The sequence below is a fragment of the Bradyrhizobium sp. UFLA05-109 genome (assembly GCF_054185165.1).
Map to the genome: position 1 here is coordinate 22,045 of NZ_JBBIAR010000006.1, position 17,379 is coordinate 39,423.

At 63.7% G+C, this 17,379-nt stretch carries 17 protein-coding genes; 5 read left to right on the top strand and 12 right to left on the bottom strand.

From position 1 onward, the window contains the following. Position 1: 1 nt before the first annotated feature. Complete coding sequence (ltnD, locus tag Q3C01_RS05530) at positions 2-916, bottom strand: L-threonate dehydrogenase (protein WP_458144324.1); 915 nt, start codon at positions 914-916, stop codon at positions 2-4. A 118-nt stretch (positions 917-1,034) separates the two neighbouring features. Between ltnD and otnC the strand changes: the two genes are divergently transcribed. Beyond that, positions 1,035-1,694 carry a 3-oxo-tetronate 4-phosphate decarboxylase gene (otnC, locus tag Q3C01_RS05535; RefSeq protein ID WP_458144325.1) on the top strand — a complete coding sequence of 220 codons (660 nt, stop codon included), beginning with the start codon at positions 1,035-1,037 and terminating at the stop codon, positions 1,692-1,694. A gap of 288 nt (positions 1,695-1,982) precedes the next feature. Here otnC and Q3C01_RS05540 read toward each other — a convergent pair whose 3' ends face one another. The 6 genes from Q3C01_RS05540 to Q3C01_RS05565 form a co-directional block, all read right to left on the bottom strand. Beyond that, positions 1,983-2,687 (bottom strand): ABC transporter ATP-binding protein, encoded by a 705-nt coding sequence (locus Q3C01_RS05540; RefSeq protein ID WP_458144326.1) that lies wholly within the window; start codon positions 2,685-2,687, stop codon positions 1,983-1,985. After that, positions 2,671-3,402, bottom strand: coding sequence for an ABC transporter ATP-binding protein (locus Q3C01_RS05545; protein WP_254106997.1), 732 nt, complete (start codon positions 3,400-3,402; stop codon positions 2,671-2,673). Before Q3C01_RS05545 ends, Q3C01_RS05540 begins: the two co-directional genes overlap by 17 nt. Further along, entirely contained in the window at positions 3,399-4,376 is a 978-nt protein-coding gene (locus Q3C01_RS05550) for a branched-chain amino acid ABC transporter permease (protein WP_458144327.1), read from the bottom strand. Before Q3C01_RS05550 ends, Q3C01_RS05545 begins: the two co-directional genes overlap by 4 nt. Beyond that, entirely contained in the window at positions 4,376-5,254 is an 879-nt protein-coding gene (locus Q3C01_RS05555; RefSeq protein ID WP_458144328.1) for a branched-chain amino acid ABC transporter permease, read from the bottom strand. The genes Q3C01_RS05550 and Q3C01_RS05555 overlap by 1 nt, the downstream gene beginning before the upstream one ends. 34 nt (positions 5,255-5,288) lie before the next feature. Next, positions 5,289-6,533, bottom strand: a complete 1,245-nt coding sequence (locus tag Q3C01_RS05560) for an ABC transporter substrate-binding protein (RefSeq protein WP_458144329.1) — start codon at positions 6,531-6,533, stop codon at positions 5,289-5,291. An 87-nt stretch (positions 6,534-6,620) separates the two neighbouring features. Then, on the bottom strand, positions 6,621-7,436 hold the full coding sequence (locus tag Q3C01_RS05565) for a putative hydro-lyase (protein ID WP_458144330.1): 816 nt from the start codon (positions 7,434-7,436) through the stop codon (positions 6,621-6,623). Positions 7,437-7,556: 120 nt separating this feature from the next. Between Q3C01_RS05565 and Q3C01_RS05570 the strand changes: the two genes are divergently transcribed. Together Q3C01_RS05570 and Q3C01_RS05575 are read left to right on the top strand one after the other, a co-directional pair. Further along, positions 7,557-8,474 carry a LysR family transcriptional regulator gene (locus Q3C01_RS05570; RefSeq protein WP_458144331.1) on the top strand — a complete coding sequence of 306 codons (918 nt, stop codon included), beginning with the start codon at positions 7,557-7,559 and terminating at the stop codon, positions 8,472-8,474. 30 nt (positions 8,475-8,504) lie between these two features. Continuing rightward, complete coding sequence (locus Q3C01_RS05575) at positions 8,505-9,755, top strand: Zn-dependent hydrolase (protein WP_458144332.1); 1,251 nt, start codon at positions 8,505-8,507, stop codon at positions 9,753-9,755. A gap of 25 nt (positions 9,756-9,780) precedes the next feature. On the opposite strand, the gene Q3C01_RS05580 is transcribed toward Q3C01_RS05575, so the two are convergent. The 3 genes from Q3C01_RS05580 to Q3C01_RS05590 all read right to left on the bottom strand — a co-directional run bounded on the left by Q3C01_RS05580 (position 9,781) and on the right by Q3C01_RS05590 (position 12,363). Then, the gene (locus tag Q3C01_RS05580; RefSeq protein WP_458144333.1) at positions 9,781-10,509 is read right to left on the bottom strand and encodes a DUF4163 domain-containing protein; all 729 of its coding nucleotides are present in this window, start codon (positions 10,507-10,509) and stop codon (positions 9,781-9,783) included. 52 nt (positions 10,510-10,561) lie between these two features. After that, on the bottom strand, positions 10,562-11,086 hold the full coding sequence (locus Q3C01_RS05585) for a hypothetical protein (protein WP_458144334.1): 525 nt from the start codon (positions 11,084-11,086) through the stop codon (positions 10,562-10,564). A 203-nt stretch (positions 11,087-11,289) separates the two neighbouring features. After that, positions 11,290-12,363 (bottom strand): tartrate dehydrogenase, encoded by a 1,074-nt coding sequence (locus Q3C01_RS05590; RefSeq protein ID WP_458144335.1) that lies wholly within the window; start codon positions 12,361-12,363, stop codon positions 11,290-11,292. 178 nt (positions 12,364-12,541) lie between these two features. Here Q3C01_RS05590 and Q3C01_RS05595 point away from each other — a divergent pair, with 178 nt between their 5' ends. Continuing rightward, positions 12,542-13,318, top strand: a complete 777-nt coding sequence (locus Q3C01_RS05595) for an SDR family oxidoreductase (protein ID WP_458144336.1) — start codon at positions 12,542-12,544, stop codon at positions 13,316-13,318. 131 nt (positions 13,319-13,449) lie between these two features. Next, positions 13,450-14,868 (top strand): amidase, encoded by a 1,419-nt coding sequence (locus tag Q3C01_RS05600; protein ID WP_458144337.1) that lies wholly within the window; start codon positions 13,450-13,452, stop codon positions 14,866-14,868. Positions 14,869-15,020: 152 nt separating this feature from the next. Here Q3C01_RS05600 and Q3C01_RS05605 read toward each other — a convergent pair whose 3' ends face one another. Then, positions 15,021-16,127, bottom strand: coding sequence for an amino acid ABC transporter permease (locus tag Q3C01_RS05605; RefSeq protein ID WP_458144338.1), 1,107 nt, complete (start codon positions 16,125-16,127; stop codon positions 15,021-15,023). Positions 16,128-16,129: 2 nt separating this feature from the next. After that, positions 16,130-17,317 (bottom strand): amino acid ABC transporter permease, encoded by a 1,188-nt coding sequence (locus Q3C01_RS05610; protein ID WP_458144339.1) that lies wholly within the window; start codon positions 17,315-17,317, stop codon positions 16,130-16,132. Positions 17,318-17,379 lie beyond the last annotated feature (62 nt).

Genomic DNA, 17,379 nt, shown 5'->3' on the forward strand with positions numbered 1-17,379 from the left:
GTTATTTATCGCCTGGCAGCTTCACGCCGGTCACCTGCGCATACATCCGCGCCACCGACGCATCGTCGTCTCGGCCCATGCCGGCCGCTGCGGTCATGAGGAACATCTGGAGAGCAGCGGCCGAGACCGGCACCGGGAATTTTGCCGACCGCGCCATGTCCTGGATGATGCCGAGGTCCTTCACGAAAATCTCGACCGCGCTGCGCGGGGTGTAGTCGCCGTCGAGCACGTGCGGCATGCGGTTCTCGAACATCCAGGAATTGCCGGCCGACGCCGTGATCACCTCGTACACTTTCCGGATGTCGAGACCCTGCTTGGCGGCGAAGGCGATCGCTTCGCTGGCCGCGGCGATGTGCACGCCGGCGAGGAGCTGGTTGATCATCTTGAAGGCGGCGCCCTGGCCCGCGGCATCGCCGAGCTCGTAGAGCTTGGCCGCCATGGCATCGAGCGCGGGGCGCGCCTTGGCGAACGCGGCCGGACTGCCGGAGGCGAGGATGGTCAATTCGCCTTGCGCGGCGCGCTGCGCGCCGCCGGAGATCGGCGCATCCAGGTAGTGCCGGCCGGTTTCCTCGAGCTGCTTTGCGAGGCGCCGGGCGACGTCGGGGTCCATGGTGGCGGAGGAGATGAAGACGCTGTCCCTCGGCATGGTCTCCGCGGCCCCGCTTTGGCCGAACAGGATCGCCTCAGTCTGCGCCGCGTTGACGACGACGCTGACGACGATGTCGGCGTCCCTCGCCGCCTCCGCCGGCGACTTTGCGCCGGCGCCGCCGTCCTTCACGAAGCGCGCGACCGAGTCGGCCGAGACGTCGCAGCCGGTGACGGCAAATCCCGCCCGTTTCAGCGATGTGGCCATGCCAAAGCCCATCGAGCCGAGCCCGATGACGGCGATACGCGGGTTCTGCGAGGCTGACGACATGCTATTGATCCCTTGGAACGTTCCTCAATGGCCGGTCTCGGCGGCCTCGTGAACCGCATATCACGGCTTGGCCGCGCTGCCAAAGCGTGAGACAACGAGTGCACGAGGCGTCCCTTCCATGAGCAATGAGAGCAAACTTCGCGAGGATATCTGCCGCTTCGGCCGTTCGCTGTTCGAGCGCGGTCTGACGCCGGGCTCGTCCGGCAATATCAGCGTCAAGCTTCCCGACGGCGGCTGGCTGGTGACGCCGACCAACGCCTCGCTCGGCTTCCTCGATCCAGCGCGGCTGTCACGGCTGGATCAATCCGGCCGGCTCATCTCCGGCGATGCGCCGACCAAGGAGGTTCCGCTGCACACCGCGCTCTATGAGACGCGGGGCGCGGCGCGCGCGATCGTGCATCTGCACTCGACCCATTCGGTTGCGCTCTCGATGCTGCCCGAGATCGATCCGCGCGCCGCATTGCCGCCGATGACGGCCTACTATCTGATGAAATGCGGCGCCACCGCGCTCGTGCCCTATTACCGCCCTGGCGATCCGGCGGTGGCGGATGCGATCAAGGGGCTGGCCGGGAAATATTCATCCGTGCTGCTCGCCAATCACGGCCCGGTCGTCGCCGGCGACACGCTGGAAGCCGCCGTGTTCGCGACGGAGGAGCTGGAGGAGACGGCGAAGCTCTATCTGCTGCTGCGCGGGTTGAACGCGCGGCATCTGTCGCCGGAGCAGGTGAAGGATCTCGTGAAGGTGTACGGGCTGACGCTGCCGGAGCATGAGCACTAGTGTAGCGCGGCCAAGGGCGGCATAGCGGCACCTCCGCGATCGATGTCATTCCCCGCGAAAGCGGGGAATCCAGTACGCTGCAGCTCATCCGTATCTCTCTGGCGTCTCGGAGTACTGGATCGCCCGATCAAGTCGGGCGATGACACCGGCAGCGCGGGACGCGCGTGCCCAAGACTTTGCATCTCGTAGGGTGGGCAAAGCGAAGCGTGCCCACCAACTATGCTGCCACAAAAACGGCTGGCACGGCGCTTGCGCGCCGTCGCCCAGTCTACGAAATGTTCTTCGCGGCTAGAGCCCCAGATACGCCTTGCGTACGTCCGGGTTGCCCTTGATCTCGGCGGAAGGGCCCTGCATCAGCACGCGGCCGGTTTGCAGGATGTAGGCGCGATCGGCGATCTCCAGGCACTCGGCCATGCGTTGCTCGACGATCAGCACGGTCATGCCGGCGTCGCGGATGCGCTTGACGGCCTGAAAAATCTCGTCGACGAGCTTTGGCATGATGCCCTGCGAGGGCTCGTCGAGCATCAACAGCCGTGGGCGCGTCATCAACGCGCGGCCGATCGCGAGCATCTGCTGCTCACCGCCGGAGAGCGTTTCGGCGCGCTGCTCGAGCCGTTCGGACAGACGCGGGAACAGATTGAACACGAGGTCGAGCGGCCCTTCGCGATCCGCCTCGCCGCGGTAGAGATAGCTGCCAAGGCGAAGATTGTCGCGCACCGACAGGCGCGGGAACAGGCGGCGGTTCTCCGGCACATAGGCGATGCCGGTGGCCGTGATGCGATGCTGCGCCATGCCGTCGAGCCGCTTGCCGTCGAACGTCACGGTGCCAGAGCGCGGGCGCTCGGCGCCAGCGATGGATTTCAGCAGCGTCGACTTGCCCGCACCGTTGGCGCCGGCGACGCAGACGATCTCGCCCTTCTCGACGTCGATCGACACGGAGGAGATCGCAACCAGCCCCTGATAGGCGGTCGTGATTTCATGCACTTTGAGCATGACGATCTCCCAGATATGCGCTGATCACCTTGGGATCGCGGACCACGTCGGCCGGCTTGCCCTCGACCAGCACCTTGCCGAGGTCGAGCACGATGGCGCGGTCGACCAGCGGCATCACGATCTCCATGACATGCTCGACCATGAGCACGGTGATGCCGGCATCGCGCACCTTGCGCACCAGCGCGACGCCGGTCTGCGCTTCCGTCGGCGTGAGGCCGGTGAGGACTTCATCGAGCAGCAGGAGCTTCGGTTCGGTCGCAAGCGCGCGCGCCACTTCGAGGCGCCGCTTCTCGGCCGGCACGAGGTCGCTTGCGAGCACGCCGGCGCGCGCTGCAAGGCCGGTGAACTCCAGCACCTCATGCGCCTTGCGACGGGCCTCGCGCATCACGGTGTTGCGCACCAGCGCGCCGACGATGACGTTGTCGATGACGGTCATGGTCTCAAAGCTCTTGACGACCTGGAAGGTGCGCCCGACGCCGCGCTGGCAGCGCTCGGCTGCCGGCATGCGCGTGACGTCCTCGCCGTCGAACCAGATCGAGCCTTGCGTCGGCGGCAGGACGCCGGCGATGAGATTGAACAGCGTCGACTTGCCGGCGCCGTTGGGGCCGATCAGCCCGACGATCTCGCCGCGGCCGACCGAGATCGAGACGTCGGAGTTGGCGACGAGGCCGCCAAAGCGCTGCCAGACGCCGCGCGTTTCGAGGAGCGCGGTCATCGTGCGGCTCCCTTGCGCGAGGAGAACAGGCTCACCAGTCCCCGCGGCAGCGCCAGCGAGATCAGGATGATCAGTGAGCCATAGACGATGAGATCGACGCCGCGCCCCGAACCGCCGATATAGGAGCGCGTCAATTCCGTCAGCGGGATCAGGATGATCGCGCCGAGCGCGGGCCCCCAGAGGGTGCCGATCCCGCCCAGCACCGCCGGCAGCGCCATCAGCAGGGAGAACTGGAAGCCCATCACGCTTTCAGGATCTATATAGGAGACGAACTGCGCGTAGAAGCTGCCGCCGACCGCGACGAGAAAGGCCGAGACGGCTGCGGCGCCCATCTTGGAATCGAACACGTCGACGCCCAGACTCTCGGCCGCCTGCGGATTATCCTTCACCGCGCGCCACCAGAAGCCCCATTTGGAATCTTCCAGCCACCAGGTGACGAACCAGGCGACGCAGGCGAGTGCGAGGGCAAAGTAGAAGTAAGGCAGCTTGCTTCGCGTGAACTGGAACTTCAACCAGCTGTCGCCACGCACGGGAATGTCGATGCCGAGCGCCGCGCCCGCCCAATCCCAGTTCTGGATCAACAGCAGCGCAATCTCGGCGATCACGATGGTGGCAATCGCGAAATAGTGGCCGCCGAGGCGGAAACAGGGATAGCCGAGCGCCATCGCGATCGCTGCGGAGATCAATCCGCCGGCGATCATCCCGAACCACGGCAGCACCCCGAACTTCATGAAGAGAAGCGCGGTGGTATAGGCACCCAACCCGAAATAAAGGGCGTGGCCGAGCGAAATCTGTCCGCAATAACCGGAGAGGATATTCCAGCTCTGCGACAACGCTGCGTACATCAGCGTCAGGATCATGATGTTCTGGACGTAGACGTCCTTCACGAACAGCGGCACCAGTGCCGCGATCACCGCCAACACGGCGGCAATGATCAGGTCGCGGCGGCGCCGCGCAGAAAAATTCTTGTCCATCACATCGACCCGAACAGGCCGCGCGGCCGGATGAAGACAACGAGGAGATAGACGGCGTAGATGCCGACTGATTTCAGCGATGGCGGCAGCACCAGCGCCGTCGTCGCCTCGACGAGGCCGACAATGATGCCGCCGGCAAAGGCGCCGAACACGCTGCCGAAGCCGCCGAGCGCCACCGTGACATAGGCGATCAGCGCAAAGGATGCCCCGACATCGGGATAGATGTAGAAGAAGACCGCCATGATGGCACCGGACAAACCGACCAGGGCGGCGCCAAGGCCCCATCCGAGCGCGAACACGCGGTTCTTGTCGATGCCGACCAGCGCGACCGCGCCGGGGTCTTCACGAGTTGCCTCCAGCGCGCGGCCGAAATCGGTGCGGTTGATGAAGAAATAGAGCCCGGCAAACGCCGCGATCGACACCAGAGCGCCAACCAGCTGCGGCGCCGGCAGGAAGATGCCGGCGACCGAGATGGTCTTGCCGCCGAGCCAGGAGTGGGTGACGCTGCGATAGTCCGGCGTGAAGAAGAGCTGGGCCAATCCCCGCATCACGATCGCCAGGCCAAAGGTCGCGAAGATCTGCACCATGCCGGCATTGGCCTTGGCACGCATTGCAAAGCGAACGACCAGGAGATAGATCACGGCCCCGAACACGAACAAGGCCGCAGCAACCAGCGGCGCCGACAGCAAGGGATCGATCGCAAAGAACGTGAACAGGAAGAAGGTCGCATACATCGCGATCATCAGGAACTCGCCATGAGCGAAGTTCACGACGTCCATCAGGCCGAAGATCAAAGCGAGCCCGACGGCGATCAGCCCGTAGAGCAGCCCCATGAGAAGGCCGCTCGCAAGACTTTGGATAATGGTCTCGGCTGTCACAGTGCTTGGTCCCCCACCCTGCCCTGCGGCCTGTCTACTTCATCGGCCAGATCGGTTCGGCCACTGCCGCCTGCGCCGGAAAGATGGTGACGAACTTGCCGCCGACATATTGCAGCAGCACCGGGTCGGCATCGTTGTTCTGGCCCATCTCGTCGAATTTGACGCGCTTCCAGGGCATGATGGTCTGCTCGCCCGGTATGTCGGTTGCAGCCATTGCATCGCGGATCTTCTCGCCGTCGGTCGACTTGGCGCGGTTGATGGCGTCCGCAATCACGATCATTGCCATGAATTGCCGCGAGGTGTTGTCGTTGAGGTCCTTGCCCGACTTCGCCTTGAACAGGTCATTGATCTTGCCGACCATGGGCCGCTTGGCGGCGAGATCGAGCGAGAAGCTGCCGCGGGTGATCGCACCCTCGAGCTTGTCGCCGACAGCATCATAGAGCGCCTTCTCGGAGAAGCCGGCGGCCTGGGCTACGATGTTGTTCGGCTTGTAGCCGAGCTCGGCCATGGTCTTGACCAGGAGAATGCCGTCAGTCGTGTAGCTTGAGGGCATCAGCACGTCGGCATTGGCGGCCTTGAGCTGCTGGACTTCGGCCGACAGCGACGGCGAGTTGGCGCGATACTTGATGTCGGCGACGATCTTGTAGCCGCGCTCGGCTGCGAGCTTGATCTGGGCATTCGCAGAGTCGGTGCCGAAGATCGTGTCCTCGTGGAACAGCGCCAAGGTCTCGATCTTGGTGCCCTTTTTCTTCATCGCATCGAGGAAATCGAACATCCCGGCCGAGAACATCTCGTCATGCGGCGAGGCGCGGAAATAGTACTTCAGACCGCGGCGATGCAGGCTGGGCGAGGAATTGTCCGCCGACAGGAACGGCGTCTGGTAACGCTCGCAGATCTGGCTGACCGTGACCGCGACCGCGCTCTGATAGGAGCCGAGCACCGCGCAGACCTTTTCCTGCGTGATCAGTCGCTCGGCTTCGGCGCGCCCCTTTTGCGGGTCGCCCTGATGGTCGGCGTACACAATGCGGATCTTCGCGCCGCCGAGGCCGGGCAAACCGACGCCCTTTGCCAGTGGAAGGTCGAAGTCTTGATCGTTGTTGATGATATCGACCGCGGTCTCGAACGCCCGTTGCGCATCAACACCCACCTGGGCGCCGGAGCCCGACAACGGATAGGTCGCGCCAATCACCACTTCGGAGGTCTGCGCGCGCGCCACGATCGGCATCAGCGCGGCAGCGGCGGTTGCACCCAGCAACAATTCACGGCGATTCATCGTCATTGCAGCGTCCCCTTGCAAAAATCTGCGGCTATCGATGGAGCGATTGGTGTGTACGGTAAAGCCCGAAGAAGCAGCATATGCTGCCCACTAAATCACGGCCATGTTCTTGTTTTTCAGGTCCGTGACCAGCATCAGGCCCGGCGAATGCGTGATCGCGAACGGCAGCCTGGCGGCGTTGATCACGGACTGCGGCGTGACGCCGCATGCCCAGAACACCGGAATCTCGTCATCGGCGACCGGCACGGGATCGCCGTAGTCGGGCTTGGCAAGGTCCTTGATGCCGATCAGGTGTGGATGGCCGAGATGCACGGGCGCGCCGTGCACGGCTGGATAGCGCGAGGTGATCTGCACCGCGCGGATTGCATCCGCCGGCTTGAACGGACGCATCGACACCACCATGGGACCGGCGAACGGACCTGACTCGCCGCAGGCTATGTTGGTGCGGTACATCGGCACGCGCACATTGTGCTCGATGTGGCGGATCGGCATGCCCTCGTCGAGCAGCGCCTCTTCAAACGAGAACGAGCAGCCCAGCACGAAGGTCACGAGATCGTCGCGCCAGTGTTTCGTGATGTCGGTCGGCTCCTCCACGACCTCGCCGTCGCGCCACACACGGTAGCGCGGCACGTCGGTGCGGATGTCGAGATCGGCGCCCAGTGCCGGAATGAAAGGACTTCCGACATCGGACATGCCGATGATCGGGCACGGCTTGGGATTGAGCTGGCAGAAACGGTGAAAGGCGCTGGCGTATTTCTCGGGCAGGATCGCCAGATTGCCCTGAACGAAGCCGGGGGCGACGCCGGCCGTCGAGCCGACCTCTCCCCCGCGGTAGACGAGCCGGGCCCGACGGCTCGGAAGGGTATCGCTTGTTTCAGTTTGCTGCACTGCCACCAAAACAGTCATTTGATCGACCTGCCTATAATCTCGACAAGGACAGCGAACACCAAGCATGTTATAAAGTCTAATCTTCCTTTCTAATATAGATCGATAAACTTCATTTATCGACCGGAAAAAATCCTCCCAATGCTGGACTTCAGGTCGATCGAAACCTTCCTCTGGGTCGTGAAGCTCGGCAGCTTCCGGGGAGCCGCGGCGCGGCTCAACACCACCCAGCCGGCGATCTCCCAGCGCATCGCCCAGCTCGAGCGCGAGATGGGCGTAAAGCTCCTCAACCGCGATCATCGTATCGCATCGCCGACGCCGAGCGGACGGCAGATGATGGTCTATGCGGAGAAGCTGATCGGCCTGCGCGCGGCGATGATGGCCGAGATCGGCAACGCGTCCGCGATGCGCGGCGTGATGCGGCTCGGCGTCGCCGAGACCATCGTGCACACCTGGCTGCCGCGGCTCGTCAAGAGCGTGAACGAGATCTATCCGAACCTGTCGCTGGAGATCGAGGTCGACATCACGCCGAACCTCGCAGCGCGCCTCTTGGCGCAGGAAATCGAGCTGGCCTTCGTGGTCGGGCCGCTATCGGCTGCCGGCGTGCACAATCGCATGCTCTCCGACTATCCGATCGGCTTTCTCGCAAGCCCTTCGCTCGGGCTCGGCCACGGTCCCGTCACCCGGCAGGACCTCGCGCGCTTTCCGATCATCACCTTCCCGCGCAAGACCAAACCCTACGAGGTCGTGCGCGAGGTGTTCGACCGGCCCGAATTGCCGCCGATCCGGCTGCACGCGAGCGCATCGCTTGCGACCGTCATCCACATGGCCGTCGAGGGACTCGGCATCGCCGTGATACCTGCAGCGATCGTCGAGAAAGAACTCGCCGACGGACGGTTGCAACTGCTCGATACCGACCTGAACATCACGCCGCTGACCTTCACGGCAAGCTGGCTCGCCTCGCCCGATGTCATCGCCGTCGAGCGTGTCGCAGATCTCGCGCAGCAGATCGCGCAGAAGAGCCTCGCGGTTGACGCGGAGATGACGGCGCGTCATTGAAAGTGGGCCGGACGAGAATGGAACGAACGCATGAGCCGAGCCGCCACCAATCTACAAATCGATTCCGCGCGCCTCTGGGGCTCCATCCACGAGACCGCGCAATTCGGCGCGACGCAGAAGGGCGGCGTGCGGCGGCTGACGCTGAGCACCGAGGACAAGCAGGTGCGCGACTGGTTCCGCAAGGCATGCGAGGACGCAGGGCTCGAGGTGCACGTCGACACGCTGGGCTCGATGTTCGGATTGCGGAAGGGCCGCGACATGTCGAAATTGCCCGTCGGCATCGGCTCGCATCTCGATACGCAGCCGACCGGCGGCAAGTATGACGGCATTCTGGGAACGCTCGGCGCGCTGGAGGTGATCCGCACGCTGAACGACGCCGGCATCGAGACCGAGGCGCCGATCTGCGTCGTCAACTGGACCAACGAGGAAGGCTCGCGCTTTGCGCCGGCCATGATGGCCTCTGCCGCCTATGTCGGCGATTTCACCACCGACGATATCCTGTCGCGAAAGGATGCCGAGGGCGTCACGGTGGGCCACGCGCTGGATACGATCGGCTACCGCGGCGACAAGCCGGTCGGCTTCCAGAAGCTCGGCTGCTTCGTCGAGCTTCATATCGAGCAGGGACCGATCCTGGAGGCGGAAGCCAAGACCATCGGCGTCGTCGACTCGGGCCAGGGCGTGTTGTGGTACGACGGTCATATCACCGGCTTCGAAAGCCATGCCGGCTCGACACCGATGCCGCTGCGTCGCGACGCATTGGCGACGCTCTCGGAGATCGTGCTGGCGATGGAGACCATCGCGAAGAAGCACGGACCGAAAGCGGTCGGCACGATTGGCGAGGCCGTGATCGCAAATCCGTCGCGCAACGTCATCCCCGGCGAGATCGCCTTCACGGTTGATTGCCGCAGCGCGGATGCCGCGATCATGGACGCGCTCGATCGCGACCTGCGTGCGGCGATTGCCGAGATCGCCGCGCGCCGCAAGGTCGAGGTGAAGCTTGATCTGGTCTGGCGCAAGGCGCCGGCGCATTTCGACCCCAAGCTGATTGCGGCCGTCGAGAATGCCACCAATACGCTCGGCTATTCCAGCCGCCGCATCACCTCCGGCGCCGGTCACGATGCCTGCAACCTCAACACCGTGATGCCGGCGGCGATGGTGTTCGTGCCCTGCAAGGATGGCATCAGCCACAACGAGCTGGAGGATGCCACGCAGGTAGACTGCACCGCGGGGACCAACGTGCTGATGCACACCGTGCTGGCGATTGCGGGCGTGGCGCCCTGAGGAGAGAATGCGCGGAGTTTTCGCGTCAGGACGCGTTGAATACGGCCTTCCACTGCGGCTTGAGATATTTCGCGAAAACGGTTGCGGGCACAGCTAGCCGGAAATCGCCCAACACATGCGGCCATGCCTGGCCTGCGCCGTACAGCAGCACGATTCCATTGGCAGCCATCTCCCCCTTGGCGTAGGTCAGCGCATAGGCCTTGAGCTTGTCAGGGTCTGCAGCAATACCATTCCCGGCAACATCAGTATCCGGCCCGGGTTGCTGACCGCTGCGCTGCGTATAGGTTCTGGCCCAGGCCTTAGCAGCCGCATCAGCGATCGCCATCAGCGCATCGCGGACCTGTTCCGGCTGGAATAGCGCATCGATCGGCACTGCGCGGTCGGCTTTCTTGTCCCAGACAAGGGTCTGGAATGCCTGATTGGGATGGGCGCCGCCGGTGTCTGCATTGGTCTCGGCTGAAAGGCTGAGCACGGCGTCGCTTTCGAAGGTCACGCGCCAGTTGGTGTCGATGCTGTAGGGATGGAAACTCGGGTTTCCTTCCCTGTCGTCCTTGGCGTCGCTCTTGGCCTGGTCGGCGTCGACTTTGTACAGCGCCAGGATCCTGAGCTTCAGCGCTGCGATCGCCACGGCGCTCGCGGGTATCCGCAGATGCAGCTCATAAAGTGGTGATTTTTCTCTCGTCTCATAGTCAGCGCCAAGCGCGGGCGCCGCTGCCAGCGCCAGGCAGACAACGGCTGCGGCAAACGACTTCATATTCGAAATCTCCGGAGAAAACGGGTATCGCGCGATGAAGCCGCTCGGATGGTCAACTGCAGGTGGTGTTCATGTTGGTGCAGACCGCCGTGGTCCAGCCCGTGCCCTTCTTGACATGAACCTTGAGAAATTCACCCCAGCAACCCAACATGTCGACACGCTGATCGCCGGCGGCATGAGGATCAACCAGGCCGCTTCTGATGTCGTGGTTGAGATAGACTGCACCGCCATTTTGCATGCCGCTGACGCCCACCACGCTTTTGTGCAAATATCCCTTGCCCTGGAATACGACCTTGCCTCCGGGCGGCTGATCGGCGTCGATCAGGCTGGCGCGGTCGATCTCGTACCAGTCGCCGAACTGGCCGGTGACATGCACGCCGATCCAGCCGTCACTCGTAGTGTTCTTCAGCGACGCGATGGCAGTTCCTCCCGGAGTTGCCCTTACGTTGGTGCCCTTGGGGTCGGCATCGGTAATGTCGACGTTCACATTGCAGGCCTGCTTCTCCGCGGTCTGGGCCAGGCAGACCGTGGTCGACGTCAGCGCCAGAAACAGGACGAAGACAGCGGGACTTTTCATCTGAATTTCACGGTTGGATTTGGGTGAGAGTTGCGCCGCGGCTTGGTTACTCTGTCGAAGCCCGTCGATCTCGGGTTCGAGGGACGCCGAAAAAAATCGGACGAAGCAATCGTAGGGTGGGTTGCGTAACCCACCGCTTCCCCCGTCGCGCGGAAAGCAAAGAGGTGGGTTACGCTTCGCTAACCCACCCTACGCACCGAGGCCTAATCCACCATCTCCGCGACCGCCTTGCCGCAGGCGGTCGTGTCGGCGTTGCCGCCGAGGTCTTTCGTGCGCAGCGTGCGTTCGGCGAGCGTGCGCTCGATGGCGTCGACGATCGACTTGCCGGCTTCCTTCTCGCCGAGATGCTCGAACATCATCGCGCCGGACCAGATCATGCCGATCGGGTTGGCGATGCCCTGCCCCGCGATATCGGGCGCCGAACCGTGCACGGGCTCGAACACCGACGGGAAATTGCGCTCGGGATTGATGTTGCCCGACGGTGCGATGCCGATGGTGCCGGTGCAGGCTGGGCCGAGATCGGAGAGGATGTCGCCGAACAGGTTGGAGCCGACCACGACGTCGAACCAGTCCGGATGCAGCACGAAGTTCGCCGTCAGGATGTCGATGTGGTACTTGTCCCACTTCACGCCTGGATAGTTCTTCGCCATCGCCTCCACGCGCTCGTCCCAATAGGGCATGGTGATCGAGATGCCGTTGGACTTCGTCGCCGAAGTCAGGTGCTTCTTCGGTCGCGACTGCGCGAGTTCGAAGGCGAATTTCAGGATGCGGTCGACGCCGACGCGGGTCATCACGGTCTGCTGCGTAACGAATTCACGGTCGGTGTCCGGGAACATGCGGCCGCCGACGGATGAATACTCGCCTTCGGTGTTCTCGCGCACCACCCAGAAATCGATATCGCCGGGCTTGCGGTTCGCGAGCGGTGACGGCACGCCGGGCATGAGCCGGACCGGGCGCAGGTTCACATACTGGTCGAACTCGCGGCGGAACTTGATCAGCGAACCCCACAGCGAGACGTGATCCGGAATTTTCGCCGGCCAGCCGACCGCGCCGAAGTAGATCGCATCATGCTTGCCGATCTTCTCCTTCCAATCGTCAGGCATCATCTGGCCGTGCTTCTCGTAATAGTCGTAGGACGAGAAGTCGAAATGGTCGAACTGCACGGAGACGCCGTGCTTCTTCGCGGCAGCCTCCAGCACGCGCAGCCCCTCCGGCATCACTTCCTTGCCGATGCCGTCGCCGGGGATCACTGCGATCCGGTATTGTTTCTTGCTCATCGAAAATGTCCTGGAAGTTGTCTTGACTTGATCTGGCCGGGCTGACCATGAGCCGTGGTTGCTGGCCCTGCAATGGACCAAACTCGTCGGCAGTGCAACGCTGCACTGCAATGTTGACGATGGCGCGGGCGACCGCCTACTGATTTCATCCTCTTCCCCGAGGTCAGCGAGAATCCCAATGGACCTGCATCTGCGTGGCAAGCGCGTCCTGATCACCGGCGCGTCCAAAGGCATCGGCGCGGCCGCAGCTGAAGCGTTCGCCGAGGAAGGATGCCACCTCCTGCTCGCCGCCCGCAGCAGCGACCAACTCAAGGCGCTGGCTGACCGTTTGCGCTCGGCGCATCAGATCGACGCGGCAACGAGCGTCGTGGACCTGCGTAAGGCCGAGGACGTCGCGCGGCTCGCCAAGGATGCCGCCGAGATCGACATCCTCGTCAACAATGCCGGCGACATTCCCGGCGGCTCCATCGACAAGATCGACGAAGCGACCTGGCGTCACGCCTGGGAATTGAAAGTGTTCGGCTACATCAATCTCACGCGCATGATCTACGCGCAGATGAAGACGCGCGGCGGCGGCGTGATCGTCAACGACATCGGCGCGGCCGGCGAGAAGTTCGACGCCAACTACATCTGCGGCAGCGCCGGCAATGCGGCGCTGATGGCCTTTACCCGCGCGCTCGGGGGCAAGAGCCTCGCCGACAACATCCGCGTGGTCGGCATCAATCCTGGCCCGGTCGGCACCGATCGCCACGTCACGCTGCTCAAGACCCGCGCCAAGCACCAATTCGGCGACGAGACCCGCTACAAGGAATTCCAGAAGGGCCTGCCGCTGGGCCGGCCCGCGCATGCGCGCGAGATCGGCGACCTGATGGCGTTTCTGGCCTCGGAACGCTCCGGCTATACGTCGGGGGTCATCTATACGGTGGATGGCGGGATCAGCGCGGGTTGGGGCTAGAGTCTATCCTCGTTGTTGCGCGCGAACCAACAACCGGTCATTCCGGGGCGCCCGAAGGGCGAACCCGGAATTTAGAGATTCCGGGTTCGATGCTTCGCATCACCCCGGAATGACGATAAGGAGCAAGATAATTGACTCAGGACCTGATCCACGAAACCGCATGTGCCGTCGTCGACAAGCTGCGCGCCGGCGACGTCACGCCGCTTGATCTTCTCGACGTCCTGGAGAAACGCATCGCGGAGGTCGACGGCAAGGTCAACGCGCTTCCCACGCTGTGCTTCGATCGCGCACGGACTGGTGCCAAGGCTCTGATGCAAAAACCGATCACCGAGCGCGGACTGCTCGCGGGCCTGCCGGTGCCGATCAAGGACCTGACGGATGTTGCCGGCGTGTTGAACACGCAGGGCTCGCCGATCTTCAAGGACAATATTTCGGCGCGATCGGACCTCCTCGTCGAACATCTCGAAGGCAATGGCGCGGTCGTCTACGCAAAATCCAATACACCGGAATTCGGCGCCGGCGCCAACACGTTCAACGAGGTATTCGGCGCGACGCTCAATCCCTGGGATACATCGAAATCAGCGGCCGGCTCCTCCGGCGGCGCGGCAGCGGCGCTTGCAACCGGCATGGCGTGGCTCGCGCATGGCTCCGACATGGGCGGCAGCCTGCGCAGTCCTGCCAGCTTCTGCGGCATCGTCGGCATGCGGCCGAGCATCGGCCGTGTCGCCCATACGCCCACGGCCGGCGTCGACCGCAATCTCGGACAACAGGGACCGATGGCGCGCAACGTCGAGGATCTCGCGCTGCTGCTCGACGCCATGAGCGGCGATTATGCGGCCGATCCGCTGTCGCTGCCTGCACCGGCAGTCTCGTTCCTCTCCGCCGCCCGCTCGGGCAAGAAGCCGAAGCGCATCGCCTATTCGCCCGACCTCGGCATCACGCCCGTCGACCCCGAGGTCAAGGCGATCACGCGGAAGGCGGCAGAGCGTTTTGCGGAAGCCGGCGTGATCGTGGAAGAGGCGCATCCGAATTGGCGCGAGGCGCATGAATGCTTCCACGTGCTGCGCGCGCTCGACTTCGCGATGACCAAGGCAAAGCTCCTGCGCGAGAAGCGCGATCTGCTGAAGCCCGAGGTGATCTGGAATATCGAGGAAGGGCTCCGCCTCACGGTGGACCAGATCGCGCGCGCCGAGGCGCAGCGCCTTGCGATGACGGCGCGTGCTGTCGAGTTCTTCAAAACCTACGACCTTCTGCTCACACCCACGACGATCGTGCCGCCCTTCCCGATCGAGAACCGCTATGTCGCCGAATGTGCTGGCAAGCGGTTTGACAATTACATCGAGTGGCTCGGGATCGTCTACGCCATCACCCTCGCCTGCTGCCCGTCGCTATCGCTGCCCTGCGGCTTCACAGAGTCGGGATTGCCGGTCGGCGTACAGGTCGTCGGCGCGCCGCGCAGCGATGCCCAAATCATCGCGGGCGCCAAGGTGCTGGAGGATATTCTGGGTCTGCGCGGCACGACGCCAATCGATCCGAAGGTGAAGAGGTAACTTCTTTCGTTCCCCGGACGCAGCGCAGCGCTGCTTCACCGGTGCGCTGCAGAGCCGGGCCCATCCCTCAACGATCCATCGTGCGTCCCCCGGGTCCCGGCTCTGCGGCGCAGCGCTAACGCGCTGCACCTTGTCCGGGACACAAGAGAGGGTCACCTCGCCGTCCCCGCCTCCAGGCTCCGGCTGTAGCGCGACATGGCGAAACAGAAGGCGAAATAGATCGCAGCGATGAAGATGTAGACTTCGACCGAGAACTGCTGCCAGGCGGGATCGATGATCGCGGTCTTGGCTGTCGTGAGCAGGTCGAAGATGCCAATGATCAGGACGAGGCTGGTATCCTTGAAGAAGGCGATGAAGGTGTTGACCAGCGGCGGGATGACGTGACGGATCGCCTGCGGCAGGATGATCAGCCGCTGCTTGCGCCAGTAGGACAGTCCCAGGGCATCAGCGGCCTCATATTGCCCGCGCGGCACGGCCTGCAGACCGCCGCGGATCACTTCGGCGAGATATGCGCCGGCGAACAGGATGATCGCGATCTGCGCGCGGAGCAGCTTGTCGATATTGAAGCCCCCCGGCATGAACAGCGGAAACATGACGCTCGCCATGAACAACAGGCTCACCAGCGGCACGCCTCGGATGAGTTCGACATAGAGCACGCAGAGCGAACGGATCGCCGGCAGTTTCGAGCGCCGACCGAGCGCCACCAGGATGCCGAGCGGAAAGCCGAAGGCGAGGCCGAAGGTCGCCAGGATCAGCGTCACCGGCAATCCGCCCCAACGGTCCTGCGAGACGAAGGACAGCCCGAGCACGCCACCCCACATCAGCACGCTGATTACGGCCAGAACGGCGATCCAGACATAGACGAGCTCGCGCCGCCACCACGCGCGGCGGCTCGAGACGTAGAACAGCGCAATGAAGAGCAGGACCGCGAGCGCCGGCCGCCACTGCTCGTCGAACGGATAAGTGCCGAACAGGATGAAACGATACTTTTCGGGAATGACGGCCCAGCAGGCACCTGCCCCACGTGCCGCGCGACAGGCGCTCGAATCGTTCGGAGGTGTCAGCCAGACCGCGTTCGCAATACCCCATTGCACGAAGCTGACCACGCCCTTGGCGAGCACTGCAAAGAGCACGAGCGTGATGATCCCATTCGGGATCGACGAAAACAGGTTGGCGCGCAGCCAGCGCAGCACGCGATTGCCGGATTGCGGGCGGCGCATGGCGCGCGGCGATTCCGGAATGTCGGTGACCGCGGTCATTGTCAGCGCTCCACCAGCGCAATCCGCGCATTGTACCAGTTCATGAAGAAGCTGATCGACAGGCTGATGGTCAAAAACACCGCCATGATCAGCGCGATCGCTTCGATCGCCTGCCCGGTCTGGTTCAGCGTGGTATTGGCGACAGATACCACGTCCTGGTAGCCGATCGCGACAGCGAGCGAGGAGTTCTTGGTGAGGTTCAGATACTGGCTCGTCATCGGCGGCACGATCACGCGCAGCGCCTGCGGCAGGATGATCTGCCGCAGCATGAAGCTGCGGCGCAGGCCGAGCGCATTGGCGGCGTCCCACTGCCCCCGCGGGACCGACTGAATGCCGCTGCGCACGATCTCGGCAATGAATGCCGACGTGTAGGTGACGAGCGCGATCAGCAGCGCAAAATATTCTGGCGCGAGCGTCAACCCGCCGACGAAATTGAACCCACGCAGCTCGGGCCATGCGATGGTCCAGTGCACATCGAGCCACCACGACACCAGCGCCGGCAGTACGACGATGAGGCCGAGCGCAAACGGCCAGGCGGGTCGCGGCTTGCCGTCGCGCATCTGCTGCGCGATCATGACTCGCCTTATGAGGTAGAACAGGACTGCGCCCATAAGGGCGGTGCCGAGCACCCAAAGTTGCCCCTCGCCGATCGGTATCGACGGCAGGATCAGGCCGCGATTGGACAGGAAGATGCCCTCGATCGGCCGCCATGCGGCGCGCGCGGCGGGCAGCGCCTGCATCAGCACGTACCAGAATAGAAGTTGCAGCAGCAGCGGAATGTCGCGCAGCACCTCGACATAGACGGCGGCGAGCCGCGATAGAAGCCAGTTGGCCGACAGCCGCGAAATCCCGATCAGCGTTCCCAGCAGGGTCGCGAGCACGATGCCGATGACGGCGACGCGCAAGGTGTTGGCGATGCCGACGACGAACGCCCAGAAATACGTGTCCTTCGGGCTGTAGGCGAGCAGGCTGTCGGCGATCGGCATGCCGGCTTCGCGGCCTAGGAACGCAAAGCCGGTCGAGATGCGGCGCGCCGAGAGATTGTGAACGGTATTGGACCAGAGGAAGACGATGATGGCGAGGGCAATGCCGACGACGAGGATCTGCCACAACAGCCCCTTGAGCTGCGGGCCTCCCAGAGCGAGCGAGAATGTCCGACGCGGCGGCGGTCTGGGGCTATCAGTCGTCACAGCACAAAAATCCTCAAAGCGCTTCGAAAGCAGCGATTTCCGGCCATGCGCTTCCTCGGCGC